Source organism: Vibrio sp. Vb0304, from assembly GCF_033338995.1.
Taxonomy (GTDB): domain Bacteria; phylum Pseudomonadota; class Gammaproteobacteria; order Enterobacterales; family Vibrionaceae; genus Vibrio; species Vibrio alginolyticus.
The window spans coordinates 490596-504293 of sequence record NZ_JAWOTT010000001.1 but is presented as its reverse complement, the minus strand read 5'-3'; the positions used below and the strand labels follow the sequence as shown (position 1 = coordinate 504293).

Here is a 13698-nt window from a genome sequence, read left to right as displayed (position 1 = left end):
CAACCCCCGCAGCAAAGCAAATCCAAATCTGCACAAGTAAAACCATGCATTTTATAAGGATAATCATTTGTAAGACAAGTTAGTGTGATGTAAAACTTATAAACCACATTTTTCACGTGTCATAAAAAGCGAGAGCTTCTTTCGCTAACTTTCAACACTCGGTGTTTAACAAACGTTTAAGTGCGAAAACAGAAGGGTTGGACTATTTTGATAATAAGAGTAATAAATGATTGACCTTACCCTTAGGTTAACCTTTAGAATCGAAGGGTTTTCATCATTTTCATCAAACACATGGGAAAGGGTATGCACTTAAAATCGCTGCATACAATCTGGTTAACTCTCTTCACGACGCTAGTGCTATTGGTATCTAGTGTGGCGAACAGTGAGCCGTTGATGAATATTCAAATGATGTCTATTGGCATGGCTCACCATCCTTCTATGATGAGTGACAGCGAACACTGCGGTATGCCTGGCATGATGGACGTCTCCATGACAGACGCTTCTATGTCCGAAGATGGCGATGCAAGAGAAACCAGCATGAACTGTGGTGGAGGCTCCGGCATGGTTCATACCTGCTGTACTGCCGCGTGTACGATAGTTTTCGTCCCCCTACCGAATCCTATCAATAGCCCAATGCCCGTCGTCTATCGCGCAACTATTACTCCTGAAGTTGCTTCCCCAGTCGTACACGTCAGCCGCGACCTATATCGACCTCCAATAGCCTAAATCCGTCCTAGCATTCGACCCTGCGCGTGTATCGCAGGTTGTTTTAATGCGCCTGAACGATGAGGTAACAAGGCTTTACTGTTCCCGCAATAAAATCCGCACCTCCATCGATCCGGCGAACACTGGATTTAGATTATGGATATCAAACCATACCGCTTAGCTGCACCTATTTTTATGGTGGCTCTGGTCGCTGCGCCTACCTTGGTTAACGCCGCAGGAAAAGAGACGCACGCAGCGCAAAATTCCGCATCAAGTGAGCGAGCTTCAACGACCAAGCTTGCCCAACTGATCAACGTCGCTTTGAGTAACGATGGCAATCGTAAGCAATACTCTGCGCAATCTGCTGCCATGCGTGAAACGGGCGTCGCGAGTGCGACCTTGATGGACCCAAAACTGAAAGTGGGTTTTGGTGGCTTGCCTGTCGACAGCTTCAAATTCGATGAAGACCCAATGACCAACATCTCCGTTGGTTTAATGCAACAGTTTGAGCGTGGCTCGACGCTTGATTTACAGCAGAAAAAAGCCAATCAACAAGCCGACGGCCTTGGGCTTCAAGTCCATGCTCGTGAGCTTGAAGTAGCCAACAGCATGACTCAACTTTGGTTAGAACTTGGTTACCAGCAACGCGCTGAACAAATCATGCTTGAGAATCGCAAGTTGATGAAGGAGATGGAAAGCTTTATTCAAACCAACTATTCGATTGGTAAGAGTGAAGCGCAAGATCTGCTCAATGCCCAGCTTCAAGTCAGCAAGTTGGATGAGAAACTGCAAGCCAACGCACAAATGCAACGTCGTCTTATCTCTCAACTCTCCGAATGGTTGGGGTCAGATTGGTTGGCAAACGAAGAGGCTCTGCACGCGAGCAATCAACTTAATTGGGACACACTGAACAGCAAACTTGCTGCCAGTCAGGGTTCCACCAAGCATTATCAGCAACTCAGCCAACACCCGATGGTTAAGATGGCCGACGTCAGTATTTCTGCCAATAAAACGCAGGTGGAAATTGCTGAGCAAGCCTACAACCCACAATTTGGCGTCGAAGTAATGTACGCCTACCGCCAAGCCGACAACATGATGGGTGAACCCGCCTCCGATTTGGTCAGCGCTTACCTAACCATGGACATTCCGTTGTTTACGGGTGACCGCCAAGATCGCAATCTCGCGGCCGCTCAATACCAAGTTGGCGCGGCACAATCACAAAAAGACACCTTACTAACGCAGATGAATGCCAAGGTGAACACTCTGTTGGTTGATCGCGGCAACTTAACCCAACGCTTAGAACGTTATCAATCCACCTTATTGCCTCAAGCGAAAGCGCGCATTCAAGCCGTTGAGCGGGGTTATCAAAACAACACAGCGCAGTTTAACGATGTGATTTCTGCCACGACTGACGAGTTGGCTCTGCAATTAGAGCAACAACGTCTGCTGACCGATCTCAACATCGCAAACAGCAATTTAGCCACCCTACTCGGTGGTTTCGACTACCAAGTGGCTTCACCGGAAGCTCGCTCTATTTCGACATATTAATTTGTGATTCCCCAAGACAGTTGGGGCTGCAGCTAGGCGGAAAACGAGAGAATCCCATGAGCATAGATCTGCTATGTGATTTGGGTGAACGAGAGCAGGCAACAACGCTGTAGCGTCAAATGTGAAGGGGAAAATAAGGTAATACAATGAAAACATTAAAAATTGCAACCATCGCGCTGATTGTTGGTGGTGCTTTAGGGTTTGGTGCTAATCATTTTCTTACGGGTTCGGCTCACGACATGAGTGCGATGGGTGGCGAACCTACTGCAAGCTCTAATGATCCGCTTTACTGGGTTGCCCCAATGGATCCGAACTACAAACGCGACAAGCCGGGTAAATCCCCAATGGGCATGGATTTGATTCCGGTTTACGCAGAAGACCTATCCGGTGAACAAGACGCACCGGGTACAGTGACTATTGACCCTTCAGTAGAAAACAACCTCGGGGTTAAAACCGCAAACGCGACACTACAACAGCTATCACCACGCATCGAAACGGTTGGCTATATTGCCTTTGATGAAAGTCTGTTATGGCAAACCAACGTTCGTGTGGCGGGTTGGGTAGAAAAACTCTACATCAATGCCGTCGGTGAGAAAGTGAAGAAAGGCGATGTGCTTTTCACGCTCTACTCTCCTGAACTGGTTAAAGCACAAGAAGAATTGCTAAATGCGTACCGCACTGGCCGCAAAGGTCTTGTAAAAGGCGCGACCGAACGCTTGGTAACGCTTGGGGTTGACCGCGCTCAAATCAAATCCATTACTCGTAGCGGTAAAGCATCGCAAACCATTGAAATCAAAGCGCCTGCTGATGGCGTTATCGCGAGCTTAAACGTGCGTGAAGGTGGCTATTTATCCCCTGCTCAAGCGGTGATCAGTGCAGGTCCTTTGGACAATGTTTGGGTTGATGCAGAAGTCTTTGAGCGTCAAGCGCACTGGATGAAAGCGGGTTCTCAAGCCACGATGACCCTTGACGCGATTCCGGGCAATGAATGGCAAGGTGTTGTCGATTATGTGTACCCAATCCTCGATCCGAAAACACGTACGTTGCGTGTGCGCCTTAAATTCCCTAACCCAGATGGCGCATTGAAGCCAAACATGTTCGCCAACATTGCCCTTCAGCCTGTCACTGATGACGCAGTATTAACGATTCCTAAATCATCTGTTATCCGCTCTGGCGGTATGACTCGCGTTGTTCTGGCGGAAGGTGATGGCAAATACCGTTCTGCTCGAATTGAAGCTGGCCGCGAAGCTGGCGAACAAATCGAAGTATTACAAGGACTTAAACAAGGCGATAAGATCGTTACTTCATCTCACTTCATGCTCGACTCTGAATCAAGCCAGTCGGCGGATCTGTCTCGCATCAATGGTGTAGAAGCAGCAGCAGAAACGGCATGGGCCAAAGGTGAGATCACGGATGTGATGAAAGATCACCGTATGCTGACCATCAACCACCAGCCTGTACCAGAATGGGATTGGCCGGGCATGGTAATGAACTTCACTTTCGCAGATGGCGTTGAGATGGGTGACTTGAAAAAAGGTCAGGCTATCGAATTTGAAATGCAAAAGACGGAGTCCGGTCAGTACCAAATCATCGACTACAAGGCAGACAACAGCGTCATTGCCGCAGAGGTTTGGCTAACTGGTGACATTAGCATGCTGATGGCTGATTTTGGCATGATCACCTTAAACCACCTACCGGTTGCAGAATGGAACTGGGATGCAGGCGAGATGAACTTCTCTGTGGGTGAAGACGTTGATCTATCGGGTTTTGAAGAAGGACAGAAAGTTCGGTTTCTAGTTGAAAAACAAGGATCTGACTACGTTCTTAAACAGCTAGTTCCTGCAACAACAGCCGTCGAGGGTTAATTATGATCAATGCTATTATTCGTTGGTCACTGAGCAACCGATTCCTAGTGTTGGTCGCGACCTTAGCCCTTGTATTAGGCGGACTTTACAGTGTAAAGAATACGCCTGTTGATGCGATTCCGGATCTTTCTGATGTGCAAGTGATCATCAAGACAAGCTATCCGGGGCAAGCTCCTCAAGTCGTCGAGGATCAAGTCACTTACCCACTCACCACCGCCATGCTTGCCGTGCCGGGTGCTGAGACAGTTCGTGGCTACTCATTCTTTGGTGACTCTTACGTTTATATCATTTTCAACGATGATACCGACATGTACTGGGCACGTTCACGCGTGTTGGAGTACTTAAGCCAAGTAGCACCAAAGCTGCCACCGAACGCAAAACCAACCTTAGGTCCTGATGCGACTGGCGTGGGCTGGGTTTACAGCTACGTATTACAGGACAAAACCGGCAAGCATGATTTGGCGGATCTCCGCAGCCTGCAAGACTGGTTCCTGAAGTACGAATTGCAAACCGTTGATGGCGTTTCTGAAGTTGCGACCGTGGGCGGTATGGTGAAGCAGTATCAAGTGCAGATTGATCCTGCCAAGCTGCGTGCGTACAACCTCACTTTGCAACAAGTGAACATGGCAATCCAAAACGGCAACCAAGAAACCGGCGCGTCCGTTATCGAAGTGGCTGAAGCCGAGCACATGGTTCGTACCACGGGTTACCTAACCAGCATTGAAGACATCAAGTCACTGCCTCTCAAAGTCACTGAGAAAGGCACGCCGTTGCTCTTAGGAGACATCGCAGACATTAACCTTGGTCCGCAAATGCGCCGTGGTATCTCAGAGCTGAATGGCGAAGGTGAAGCGGTAGGTGGTGTTATCGTGATGCGCTTTGGTGAAAATGCCAGTGAGGTGATTTCGAAAGTCAAAGACAAGCTAGCAGACCTGCAACGCAGCCTACCAGAAGGCGTGGAAATTGTTACAACCTACGACCGCTCTACCCTTATCGATTCAGCGGTAGAAAACCTCTGGAAGAAGCTTGCAGAAGAGTTCATCGTCGTCGCGATTGTGTGTGCGTTGTTCCTATTCCACATTCGTTCTTCGTTGGTTATCGCTCTGAGCCTACCGGTTGGTATTCTTAGTGCGTTTATCGTAATGCATTGGCAAGGCATCAACGCCAACATCATGTCCTTGGGTGGTATTGCGATAGCCATTGGTGCCATGGTAGATGGTGCGATCGTGATGATTGAAAACGTTCACAAGCACATTGAACGAACGCCACTGACCGATAAAAACCGCTGGCAAGTAATAGGCAAAGCCGCAGAAGAAGTCGGCGCACCGCTGTTCTTCTCATTGCTGATCATTACACTTAGCTTCGTACCGGTGTTCGCCTTAGAAGGCCAAGAAGGCAAGATGTTCTCGCCGCTTGCGCTCACTAAGACGTACGCCATGGCAGCGGCAGCAGGTTTGGCAATCACACTCGTCCCTGTACTTATGGGCTACTTCATTCGCGGTAAGGTGTTACCAGAACACAAAAACCCAGTTAACCGTGGCTTGGTCGCGTTGTACCGTCCGTTGTTGAACACCAGCTTAAAATACCCTAAGACCATGATTGTTATCGCATTAGGTCTGATGGCATCGGCTTACTACCCAACCAGTAAACTGGGTAGCGAGTTCATCCCGCCGCTGGATGAGGGCGACTTGATGTACATGCCAACGACCTATCCGGGTATCTCAATTGGTAAAGCGCGCGAGCTTCTACAACAAACCAACAAGCTGATCAAAACCGTTCCAGAAGTGAAAACCGTATGGGGCAAAATTGGCCGAGCTGAGACCGCAACCGATCCAGCGCCACTCACCATGATTGAAACCGTGATTCAGTTGAAGCCACGCGATCAATGGCGCGAAGGGGTAACAACCGAGTCATTGCGCAAAGAGTTCGACAAGTTGGTTCAGTTCCCTGGTCTTACTAACGCTTGGGTAATGCCTATCAAAACGCGTATCGACATGCTAGCAACGGGCATCAAAACCCCTATTGGCATTAAGATCGCCGGTCCCGATCTGAAAGTAATAGAGAAGATCGGCTCTCAGCTAGAGCCAATTCTTAATGGCGTACAAGGTACAGCATCTGTTTATGCGGAACGTGTAGCAGGTGGTCGTTATGTCACGGTCGACATTAAACGTCGTGCCGCAGCGCGTTATGGCTTAAGCATCAAAGACGTTCAGCAAGTGATCTCCACTGCGGTGGGTGGCATGAATGTGGGTGAAACCATTGAAGGCTTGGAGCGTTACCCAATCAACGTTCGTTACCCACAAGACTACCGTGATTCAGTGGTTAAACTGCAAAACCTGCCGTTAGTTACACCAAATGGCGCCCGTATTGCGCTGGCTGACGTAGCGGATATTCGTTACGAAGACGGCCCTCCAATGATCAAAACGGAAAACGCGCGTCCAAACGGCTGGGTATTTGTCGACATCGATGGTCGTGACCTTGGCTCTTACGTCGTGGAAGCGCAACAGGTTGTTGCTGATCAATTGGAACTTCCTGCGGGTTACTCCCTGGCTTGGTCTGGTCAATACGAATACATGGAGCGTGCGAAAGACCGCTTGAGTGTCGTGGTACCAATCACCATCGCCATCATTATGCTGCTGCTTTACTTCAGCTTCCGTCGTGTCGGCGAAGTAATGATCATCATGCTTACGCTACCGCTCGCTATGGTCGGTGGCTTATGGCTCATGCATATCCTCAACTACAACTTCTCGATTGCCGTTGGGGTCGGCTTTATTGCCCTAGCAGGCGTCGCGGTTGAGATTGGGGTCATCATGCTCGTCTACCTCAACCAAGCATGGCACTACAAAAAACTCGATGCGGAAGAGAGCCAACAGAAGCTTGAGGCGAAAGACCTAACCGATGCCATTCGTGAAGGTGCGGGCCTGCGTGTTCGCCCAGTAATGATGACGGTACTGACGGTCATTATTGGTCTGATTCCGATCATGTACGGCGAAGGGACAGGCTCAGAAGTGATGCAACGTATCGCTGCACCAATGATTGGCGGTATGGCATCGGCACTGCTGCTGACGCTGTTAGTGCTTCCAGCCATCTTCAAGCTGTGGAAACAACGTGAGTTGCGCCCAAGCAATGCGACTAATCACCAAGCTGGCACACAAGCTAGTGATGTAAACAACAACGCTTAATCCCTACCTTCCTCTCAAACATGCCGTTTGAGGGGAAGCAACCAAGTTATTAATGAATTAAAACAAGGATATAAAAATGAAAAAGACACTAATCACTCTTGCTCTAGCCCTAACAACAACGACTGCGTTTGCCCAAATGGATCATTCAAACATGGACCATGGCAACATGAAGCATGAAAACATGGACCACGGCAGCATGAAGATGGACCACAGTAAAATGGACCATTCAAACATGATGGATATGCCGGGCATGTCGGCAGTAGGTATGCCAGCGAAAGGGGCAAAGCCAGACAAGGTGGTACACGTAATCTTGGGTGATGACATGACCATCAAGTTCAAGAAAGACGTCAAGATTGAGCCAAACGATGTGGTGCAGTTTGTAGTCATGAACACCGGTAAGATCAACCACGAGTTTACGATTGGTTCGGCTAAAGAGCAGCTAGAACATCGTGAAATGATGAAGACAATGAGCGGTGATCATATGCACGACTCGGGCAACTCTGTGACGGTCGAACCAGGCAAAGCGAAGCAGTTGTTGTGGCACTTCCACGGTGACAACAAGGTTGAGTTCGCGTGCAACATTCCGGGCCATGCAGAATCGGGCATGGTTAAAAAGATTGAACTGTAAGTAATTATCCAAATAGACAAAGGAGCTGATGATTCAGCTCCTTTTATTTCTGGATCAAACTATTCGTTAGCTCATGATAAGAAATTCTGAGCCAGTGTCTCTCGCTAAGATATTTTTGTGACCGAATCACTGACGTAATATATAAGCCAAACTACAGGCCTTGATAGCAACACTCTTCTCCCCATATTGAGACCGTTTAAGCGTATTGCAAAGAATCCTACATAAAATAGACATAGATTTAACAGTGTTTAGAGTATTGGCTCGTTATAGTTTACGTGACATCGCTACCGTGCGAACTAAAACTAAAATTGAAGAACACGATCCATGAAAAAGTTATTTTTGTTGGCTGGGCTAATGGTTTGCTCAACCCTAAGTTACGCGTCCCAACTGAATGAGGACATTTCTCTCCTCGAGCAACAAACCTCAAGCAGAATTGGGGTGTCAGTTTGGGATACCCAAGCAGACGAGCGTTGGGATTACCGTGGCGATGAACGCTTCCCACTCATGAGCACATTCAAAACCCTAGCTTGTGCCAAAATGCTAAGTGATATGGACAGCGGTAAGCTAAGTAAAAATGCGACCGCAAAAGTCGATGAGCGCAGTATCGTTGTATGGTCTCCAGTGATGGATAAGCTCGCAGGCCAAAACACACGCATAGAGCACGCGTGTGAAGCCGCTATGTTAATGAGTGATAATACTGCAGCCAACTTGGTATTAAATGAAATTGGCGGCCCTAAGGCCGTAACAATGTTTCTGCGAACAATTGGAGATAAAGCAACGCGCCTAGACAGAATAGAACCTCGCTTGAACGAAGCCACACCAGGCGACAGCCGCGACACAACCACACCTAACGCCATACTAAACACTCTACGAACTTTGGTCGAAGGCGAAACGTTGTCTTATGAGTCTCGTGTGCAATTAAAAATCTGGATGCAGGACAACAAAGTTTCAGACTCGTTAATGCGTTCTGTATTACCAACAGGTTGGTCTATTGCAGACCGTTCTGGTGCGGGAGGTCATGGTTCGCGTGGCATTAACGCGATTATATGGAAGGAAAATCATCGACCTGTTTACATTAGTATTTATGTCACAGAAACCGAGCTCTCACTTCAAGCTAGGGACCAACTCGTTGCGCAGATAAGTCAGTTGATTTTACAAAAGTACAAAGACAATTAACTCACCACTCACCTGACCCTATTTGTATCCTTTTCTAGCCCTTCTCTTCCAGAAGGGCTCATTCTGCACTTCCATCTTAAAAACACCACTTATTGAGTAATGACTTACTTATAAATAGGTATAAGATTTACTTATTTAGGGTGAGTTAACGCCCACATTAAGCAACCAAATGCACAAAAACGGCGATAATTGAACCATACTCTTACCAAGAAGCACATTTTCTACAAAATAGCTTCACGTAATTTATTGTTGGTATTTGCAACATTGCCAAGGAGATGTCTATTGAGACTTGAAAGAACTTTTAACCCTGATGACTTATCGATGCAAAACATGGAAAGTCCGATATGTATGCCGATAGGGTTTGTTCACTTTTTAGCTCAATCGGAAACACTACAGCAAGTACTTGATACGGTGGCAGAATGGATAAATCGTATATTTAATTCTGACCGTGCGAGTATCACACTTTATGAAAACAATGATCATTTAAAGGTCTACTCTTTCTCTGGTAGTAAAGCGATTCCCGCTGAATTTTTAGTGCCCATTCATCAAGCGTTTGTTGGCCGAGTGTTCAAAAAGCAACAACTGATGATCTGCGACGATGTTACGCAATCTGATGAGATCGATTGTGTGATGCTCGCATCCAATGGTATGGGTACGTGTATGGACGCGCCTTTAATGCACGGTAAAGTCTGCCTAGGAACGCTTAACGTTGCGCATCATCAAACGCACATTTACACAAACGAACAAGCGGCACAGCTTCAGTGCATCGCTAATTGGATTGCTTTAAACATTGCCCTTCATATACAGATTATGAAAATGGAACACCTCGCCACGACGGATGATCTAACAGGTATTCCAAACCGCAGAGAGTTCATGCGACAAATCGAAAGCCGCCTAAATGAATACCGAACCCAGGGCATTGACTTCCATGTTGCTATTTTAGATCTCGACAATTTTAAAAGCCTCAATGACCGATTTGGTCATGACGCAGGCGATAAATCACTGATCCATGCAGTTAATACTATTAAAAGTCATCTACTTGATTGTGACTTACTTGCCAGAGTTGGCGGTGAAGAGTTTGCCATCGTATTAAGAAGTCGCTCATCACAGCAAGCTCTAGACACATTAGAAACGATTCGTAATGCACTAGAAACGACGACCGTTCAACATTCAGGTTGTGATATGAGCTTCACCGCGAGTATTGGGGTAACTCAAGTCTGTCGTCTCGACGACTCATTTGAACCACTCGTTAAACGCGCCGACTTAGCACTTTACAAGGCAAAAGAAACCGGAAGAAATCGCGTTGAGTTTCATATTGGTAAAGAAAGGTAGAAAAAATAAAAAAAGGTAGTGACTCATTGCGCTACCTTTTATCGATTCTAACCCGCTTAAAATAACTAATACGAACTTTAAGCCAGTTAAAAATAAGAATGAGCAAATTTAATTATGCTTTCTTAAGATCTTTAGCTGGGTAAGTTAGTGTTTTTTCGCCTGCTTTTACATGTGTGTAAAAACCGCCACTGCTTAAACCTGTAACAACCATTTCGCCAAGATCGATACCTTTAGTCGCTACTACTACGTCACCGATTGAAAACATATTGAATACCTTGTTTGTTTAGATTAAGACACTAAGTCGTTGCGCGGTATTTAATACGATATTAGGCAAAGCACCTAATCGAGTTTTTTATCGTAAAGATTAATTTATATTTGTCGTGAACTCTAAGTTTCCACATTGAAAATCACAGGATATTTTCCAAAAAAAGATGCGCGATTCTTGTGAAATACGGTAATATTTTCTAGCATCAAGTGCGGAGGTATTCTCCGCCCTCATTGGAGAAAAATGATGAAGAAAGGCCTAAAAATGCGTGCATTAGAACGTTCTGATTTGCGCTTTATTCATGAACTGAATAACAACCGAAATATCATGGCCTACTGGTTCGAAGAACCTTACGAGTCTTATGACGAGCTCGAAGAACTTTATCGAAAACATATACATGATGACGCTGAAAGGCGTTTTGTCGTCGAAGATGAAGACGGCATCGTAATTGGCTTAGTTGAGCTGATCGAGATTAACTACATTCACCGCAGCGCGGAATTTCAGATAATCATCGCCCCAGAGCATCAAGGCCGAGGTTATGCGACAGAGATGATTAATCGTGCGTTAGATTACTCATTCTCAATTCTTAATCTACGTAAAATCTACTTATTAGTCGCAGTGGATAACGAAGTCGCTATTCACTTATACAAAAAGTGCGGCTTTATCGAAGAAGGTCACCTTGTAGAAGAATACTTTATTAACGGCGCTTACAGCGATGTTAAGCGCATGTATATATTAAAACACCAGTACCAGAAAAAGATCGAAGAAAACAACTCAATTCACTAGTTCATTCTATCAAAGTAAAAACGCAGCTATTTGGGCTGCGTTTTTATTTATTCAAATTGATATTGATATGATAATACGATGCGCTTGTCTGCTTCATCCAAATAGGTGTTGTTGTCCATGACAAACGTCATTACGTTAAAAGAGTGGCGTTTGCTCACGAGGTAACCAAGGCCGATACCACCAAAGAAGCCTTTGTAGTTCTCTCCTTCACTGTTTTCTGAGCCGTAAGTGCCTGCTGCGAAGCTGATTAACGTCAGCTCTTTGGTAAACGATTTCAGCGCAAATGCACCAACGTAACCGCTACTGCCTGAAGAGCTCATCATATTGAAGCCATTCTCTGCACTTGGCGTACCCGTAAAGTTAGGCTCGCTACAGAGACTACTTTCTGCACCGTCACAAACAGGAACATCACCAGTGTTGTACGTATAGCCTGCCATTGGGAAAATTTGGAAGCCTGCTGGCTCAATCCCGAAATAACTTAGCGGCATAAAGGTACCAACGCTGTAGTTGGTTTGATCCGCGCCGTTTACGTATTCATTTTTACCGAAGTTGAAGTTCACGATACCGACCGGAAACAGCCACGAGCCACCAATACGCCACTCGCTCGCATCATCATTGATACGCAGGTTAATTTTGCGCGCTTGGTCAAGCGCAAGTGAGCCCGAGAATGAGATGTTTTGATCATCAAAATCGTAGTTGTTTGCGTAAGACGCGCCAAATTTCGTGATGACTTTTGTTGGGTCATCCGCCAACTTGTTTTTATTGCCTTTTACTCGATGCTCGGCACCATGAGCCAACGTACTGACCAACAAAGTCGTACACACTAACGCTAGTTTGTTTTTCATTTTTTAGTCCTTTGAGATGTTGAATACCCGCACTTAGCTGCGCAGATATTTTTTGAATCATCACTCACTGGATGTGACAGAAGCGCCCTAACTACCTTAGATGGCGTGACAGCATCCAGTGCAGGTAGTTAGGGTAGAATGGCCTGTAAGGAAGGCGTTTTAGCGATTAGGAATGATTAGTTTTTCCAGTTGTAGCTCATGCTCATGAAGTACAGCGCAGGCTCATCAAAGCCAGCTTGTAAGCGTGGAGTTTCTGACGATTCCATCAAGATCGCTTCAAACGCGAAACCAATTGAGTTTTCTGAATCCAATTTGTAATCAATGCCTGTACCAATGCGGTACGCCTTGCCAGTAGGAACGGTAATGTCACCGTTTGATTGACTTTCATACATGCTGGTATCGAATGCAAAACCTGCATTCCACATCATTTTTTCATTCAGTTTGTACTGAGTACCCAATGCGATTTGGTAAGTGTCTTGTGTCTCTACGTTCAGCGTGGTTGTGTATTCGCTCCAGTCTTGCCAGTTCACGTTCCACATCACCGCTAGGTCATCATTCACTTCATGGTAAGCACTGAAGATCAGTTGTTGTGGAGCAATGGAGTTACTCTTGTCGAATTCAAATTCGGTTTCAGAAGAGTAAGACAGACCAAGACGCGTGCCTGGTGTTGCCTCATAAAGCACACCTACTCGGCCGTTGAGCTGAGTATCTTGGTCTTCGTCATTGAAGTTCAAGGCTCCCTTCGTTTCCACTTCATACATACCGTACTGAATGCCAAGCGCCGCACCCACAGACCAGTGATCATTGATGCGGTAAGAAGCGGAAGGTTGAATGGTCAAGGCTTGCGTCGTTGCTGTAGGAATATCTAAATGATCACCCAAAAGACCTTCGTACTCGAGGCCAAGACCGTAGTTGCCATACAGACCAATACCCAGCGTCCATTTGTCGTTCACTTGTTGGCTGTAAAATGCCGACGCCATAGGAACAAAACCAATCACGTTGCCCGCATCGCCAGTCATCGTGTCTAATTGCGCGTCACCGTAAAGGCCAATCAGGTTACCAGAGAAAGATTTACCAGAAACATTCGCCAGACCAGCCGGGTTTGCTGCCATTACTGAGGCATCTTGCGCACGAGCCGCCATACCAGCGGATGCCAAACCAATATCCGATGCTGTTGTTTCGTAAAGGTATAACCCACCCGCTTGCGCAGCAGCACACGTCAGTAGAGAGCTCGCTACGACGATTTTTGAAAGATTTTTCATGCTAAAACCTATTATTGTTAGGGGAACCCACGCTGCGACGGTGGTTGTATATCAATGAAAGGCATTGGCCAATCGCACACAGCGTGGGGGTGTTGTGGAGTCAG

The 13698-nt window shown here is 46.4% G+C and carries 11 protein-coding genes; 8 read left to right on the top strand and 3 right to left on the bottom strand.

Features of this window, described 5'->3' with window-relative positions:
• The first annotated feature begins 303 nt into the window (after positions 1 to 303).
• From R7P35_RS02185 to R7P35_RS02155, 7 genes are all read left to right on the top strand, one after another.
• Positions 304 to 726 (top strand): hypothetical protein, encoded by a 423-nt coding sequence (locus R7P35_RS02185; protein ID WP_205461304.1) that lies wholly within the window; start codon positions 304 to 306, stop codon positions 724 to 726.
• A 135-nt stretch (positions 727 to 861) separates the two neighbouring features.
• Positions 862 to 2253 (top strand): TolC family protein, encoded by a 1392-nt coding sequence (locus tag R7P35_RS02180; RefSeq protein WP_104029242.1) that lies wholly within the window; start codon positions 862 to 864, stop codon positions 2251 to 2253.
• Between the two features lie 146 nt (positions 2254 to 2399).
• Complete coding sequence (locus R7P35_RS02175; protein ID WP_213904540.1) at positions 2400 to 4118, top strand: efflux RND transporter periplasmic adaptor subunit; 1719 nt, start codon at positions 2400 to 2402, stop codon at positions 4116 to 4118.
• Between the two features lie 2 nt (positions 4119 to 4120).
• Positions 4121 to 7300, top strand: coding sequence for an efflux RND transporter permease subunit (locus tag R7P35_RS02170; protein ID WP_213904541.1), 3180 nt, complete (start codon positions 4121 to 4123; stop codon positions 7298 to 7300).
• A 76-nt stretch (positions 7301 to 7376) separates the two neighbouring features.
• A complete protein-coding gene (gene copI / locus R7P35_RS02165; protein ID WP_054574439.1) occupies positions 7377 to 7928 on the top strand; it encodes a copper-resistant cuproprotein CopI in 552 nt (183 codons plus the stop codon).
• A 324-nt stretch (positions 7929 to 8252) separates the two neighbouring features.
• Positions 8253 to 9104, top strand: a complete 852-nt coding sequence (locus R7P35_RS02160; protein ID WP_005375420.1) for a carbenicillin-hydrolyzing class A beta-lactamase CARB-42 — start codon at positions 8253 to 8255, stop codon at positions 9102 to 9104.
• 282 nt (positions 9105 to 9386) lie between these two features.
• The gene (locus tag R7P35_RS02155) at positions 9387 to 10436 is read left to right on the top strand and encodes a sensor domain-containing diguanylate cyclase (RefSeq protein ID WP_205461298.1); all 1050 of its coding nucleotides are present in this window, start codon (positions 9387 to 9389) and stop codon (positions 10434 to 10436) included.
• 112 nt (positions 10437 to 10548) lie between these two features.
• Here the strand turns inward: R7P35_RS02155 and R7P35_RS02150 are convergent, their stop codons facing one another.
• Entirely contained in the window at positions 10549 to 10701 is a 153-nt protein-coding gene (locus R7P35_RS02150; RefSeq protein ID WP_005375418.1) for a hypothetical protein, read from the bottom strand.
• 246 nt (positions 10702 to 10947) lie between these two features.
• Here R7P35_RS02150 and speG point away from each other — a divergent pair, with 246 nt between their 5' ends.
• Positions 10948 to 11487 (top strand): spermidine N1-acetyltransferase, encoded by a 540-nt coding sequence (gene speG, locus R7P35_RS02145; RefSeq protein WP_005375417.1) that lies wholly within the window; start codon positions 10948 to 10950, stop codon positions 11485 to 11487.
• A gap of 47 nt (positions 11488 to 11534) precedes the next feature.
• Here speG and R7P35_RS02140 read toward each other — a convergent pair whose 3' ends face one another.
• The gene (locus R7P35_RS02140; protein WP_138939636.1) at positions 11535 to 12332 is read right to left on the bottom strand and encodes a hypothetical protein; all 798 of its coding nucleotides are present in this window, start codon (positions 12330 to 12332) and stop codon (positions 11535 to 11537) included.
• A 176-nt stretch (positions 12333 to 12508) separates the two neighbouring features.
• Positions 12509 to 13594 carry an OmpP1/FadL family transporter gene (locus R7P35_RS02135; protein WP_193837204.1) on the bottom strand — a complete coding sequence of 362 codons (1086 nt, stop codon included), beginning with the start codon at positions 13592 to 13594 and terminating at the stop codon, positions 12509 to 12511.
• Between the last annotated feature and the right edge of the window lie 104 nt (positions 13595 to 13698).

Excerpts from the sequence above, each read along its gene's own strand:
- copI (WP_054574439.1), top strand. The coding sequence starts at position 7,377 with ATGAAAAAGACACTAATCACTCTTGCTCTAGCCCTAACAACAACGACT.
- R7P35_RS02160 (WP_005375420.1), top strand. The coding sequence starts at position 8,253 with ATGAAAAAGTTATTTTTGTTGGCTGGGCTAATGGTTTGCTCAACCCTA.
- R7P35_RS02170 (WP_213904541.1), top strand. The coding sequence starts at position 4,121 with ATGATCAATGCTATTATTCGTTGGTCACTGAGCAACCGATTCCTAGTG.
- R7P35_RS02180 (WP_104029242.1), top strand. The coding sequence starts at position 862 with ATGGATATCAAACCATACCGCTTAGCTGCACCTATTTTTATGGTGGCT.
- R7P35_RS02175 (WP_213904540.1), top strand. The coding sequence starts at position 2,400 with ATGAAAACATTAAAAATTGCAACCATCGCGCTGATTGTTGGTGGTGCT.
- R7P35_RS02140 (WP_138939636.1), bottom strand. The coding sequence starts at position 12,332 with ATGAAAAACAAACTAGCGTTAGTGTGTACGACTTTGTTGGTCAGTACG.
- R7P35_RS02185 (WP_205461304.1), top strand. The coding sequence starts at position 304 with ATGCACTTAAAATCGCTGCATACAATCTGGTTAACTCTCTTCACGACG.
- R7P35_RS02150 (WP_005375418.1), bottom strand. The coding sequence starts at position 10,701 with ATGTTTTCAATCGGTGACGTAGTAGTAGCGACTAAAGGTATCGATCTT.
- R7P35_RS02135 (WP_193837204.1), bottom strand. The coding sequence starts at position 13,594 with ATGAAAAATCTTTCAAAAATCGTCGTAGCGAGCTCTCTACTGACGTGT.
- speG (WP_005375417.1), top strand. The coding sequence starts at position 10,948 with ATGAAGAAAGGCCTAAAAATGCGTGCATTAGAACGTTCTGATTTGCGC.